This is a genomic window from Burkholderiales bacterium (assembly GCA_035543335.1).
In the GTDB taxonomy this organism is placed as follows: Bacteria; Pseudomonadota; Gammaproteobacteria; order Burkholderiales; family JAHFRG01; genus JAHFRG01.
The window spans coordinates 1-2,701 of sequence record DASZZH010000004.1; the positions used below are offsets into that span (position 1 = coordinate 1).

Consider the following 2,701-nt stretch of genomic DNA (forward strand, 5'->3'; position numbering starts at 1 on the left):
TCAGGCGATGGAGCGCATGCGGCAGGTCCAGGCGGCCTCAGGCGATGCTTGGCTCGACCTTGTGCGCGGTGCTGACGACGCTTGGGCGAAGATGCGCGAGGCTTTCGAGAAGGCGCGCTCCCACTTCAACAAGTAGCCTGCAGGCGCGGAACCATCTCCCGGCGGGAAGCATCAGTCCGTCACCGCGCCTTTGCTCGCGCTGGATACGAGCTTCGCGTACTTCGCGAGCACGCCGCGGGTGTAGCGCGGTTGCGGCGGCTGCCAGGCGGCGCGGCGCTTGGCAAGCTCGGCCTCCGGCACGTTGAGCTGCAGCAGGTGCTGGTGAGCATCAATCGTAATCGAATCGCCTTCTTTCACTAAGGCCAGGGTCCCGCCGACGAAAGCTTCGGGGGCAATGTGTCCTACCACCATTCCCCAAGTGCCGCCGGAGAAACGGCCGTCGGTAATCAGCCCGACCTTGTCGCCTAGGCCTTTGCCGATAATGGCCGAGGTTGGGGCTAGCATTTCACGCATTCCAGGACCGCCCTTGGGACCCTCGTAGCGGATCACCAGCACGTCGCCCGGCTTGATTTTGTCGCCGAGTATGGCCTGCAACGCCGCTTCTTCCGAATCAAACACGCGGGCCGGACCGGTGATCACCAGATTTTTTAGGCCGGTGGTTTTGGCAACGCAGCCTTCGGTGGCGAGGTTGCCCCTCAGAATCGCCAGATGCCCGTGCGGGTATAGCGGGTTGCCCCACTGCCGGATGACATCCTGATTTTTCGCCGGACTGTCGGGAACGTCTTTGAGATTTTCCGCGACCGTTTTGCCGGTGATGGTTAGGCAATCGCCGTGAATCAACCCGTGGTTGAGCAACATCTTCATCACCTGTGGCACGCCGCCGGCTTGGTGCAGATCGGTGGCCACGTACTTGCCCGAGGGCTTCATGTCGCACAGCACTGGCGTGCGGACGCGCACGCGCTCGAAGTCGTCAAGCGTCCATTCGACCTGCGCGGCGTGGGCGATAGCGAGCCAATGCAGAACGGCATTGGTCGAGCCGCCGGTCGCCATGACCACCGCAATCGCATTCTCGATGGATTTGCGGGTGATGATTTGCCGCGGAAGGGTCTGCTTTTTAATCGCCTCGACCAGCGCGTGCGCCGATAGCGCCGCGCTCTCCGCTTTTTCAGCGTCTTCCGCCGCCATGGTGGAGGAGTAAGGCAGGCTCATGCCGGCCGCTTCGATGCTGGTGGACATGGTGTTGGCGGTAAACATGCCGCCGCAGGAGCCCGCGCCCGGGCAGGAGCGGTGCTCGATTTCCCTGAAGTCCTCGCGGCTCAAGCGGCCGGCGGTGAATTCGCCCACTGCCTCGAAGGCGGAAACGATGGTCAGGTCCTTGCCCTTGTAGTGGCCGGGCTTGATGGTGCCGCCGTAGACGAAAATCGAAGGGATGTTCATGCGCGCCATCGCCATCAAAGCCCCCGGCATGTTCTTGTCGCAGCCGCCGATGGCCAGCACGCCGTCCATCCATTCCGCCTGCACCGCGGTCTCAATCGAGTCGGCGATCACCTCGCGCGAGACCAGTGAATATTTCATGCCTTCGGTGCCCATGGAAATGCCGTCGGACACGGTGATGGTGCCGAATACCTGCGGATTAGCACCCGCCGTCTTGAGCTCCGCTTCGGCGCGGGTTGCCAGAACATTCAAGCCGGCGTTGCAAGGCGTGATGGTGCTGTAGGCGTTGGCAACGCCGACCATGGGCTTGCCGAAATCCTCGTCACGGTAGCCCATTGCGTAATACATCGAGCGGTTCGGCGCGCGCGCGTCGCCCTCGGTAACGGTTTTGCTGCGCTGGTTGTAAGGCATAGGCATCTCTCGAAAAGCGGTCGGGGAACAGGCGTATTTACGTATAATCCCGATTTTAGCGGAAATGCCTGGAACAACCTATCCATAAAATGCTCGTACACCCGCAATTTGATCCGGTTGCGCTGCATCTCGGCCCGTTGGCGATCCGCTGGTACGGGCTGATGTACCTCCTCGGCTTTATCGCGGGGCTGATGCTGGGGCGTCATCGCATCAAGACCCAACCGCAATCCGGCTGGACTTATCAACAACTCGATGACGCGCTGTTTTACATCGTGCTCGGCGTGATTCTCGGCGGACGGCTGGGCTATGTCCTGTTTTACAAGTTTGCTGATTATCTGCACGAGCCCATCAAGATTTTTTACGTGTGGGAAGGCGGCATGTCTTTTCACGGCGGATTTCTCGGCGTGATTTTCGCCCTATGGCTGTTCTCGCGCAAACACAAGAAACATTGGTTTGCCATGACCGATTTCATCGCGCCGCTGGTGCCGCTTGGGCTAGGCGCGGGACGACTCGGCAATTTCATCAACGGCGAATTGTGGGGGCGGCCCACCGAAATCGCGTGGGGCATGATTTTTCCAAATGTAGATCGCGTCCCGCGCCATCCGTCACAGCTTTACGAATTTGGTCTCGAAGGCGTGGTGTTGTTTATCATTCTCTGGCTTTACTCGTCCAAGCCCAGGCCGATGGGTGCAGTGTCGGGCATGTTTTTGATTGGCTACGGGCTGTTCCGCTTTCTGGTGGAGTTTACCCGCGAGCCGGACTCGTTTTTGGGCCTGCTTGCTCTTAATTTGAGCATGGGGCAATGGCTCTCGCTGCCGATGATAGCGGGCGGGATCTGGATACTGTGGTGGAGTTA

At 60.1% G+C, this 2,701-nt stretch carries 2 protein-coding genes; one reads left to right on the top strand and one right to left on the bottom strand.

What is annotated here, in order from left to right; all coding sequences use genetic code 11:
* Nucleotides 1–171: 171 nt before the first annotated feature.
* Nucleotides 172–1,845: a dihydroxy-acid dehydratase gene (ilvD, locus tag VHE58_00955; GenBank protein HVS25872.1), complete on the bottom strand. Its 1,674-nt coding sequence runs from the start codon at nt 1,843–1,845 to the stop codon at nt 172–174.
* Nucleotides 1,846–1,934: 89 nt separating this feature from the next.
* Here ilvD and lgt point away from each other — a divergent pair.
* The coding region (gene lgt, locus VHE58_00960) for a prolipoprotein diacylglyceryl transferase (protein HVS25873.1) at nt 1,935–2,701 on the top strand (767 nt) is incomplete at its 3' end.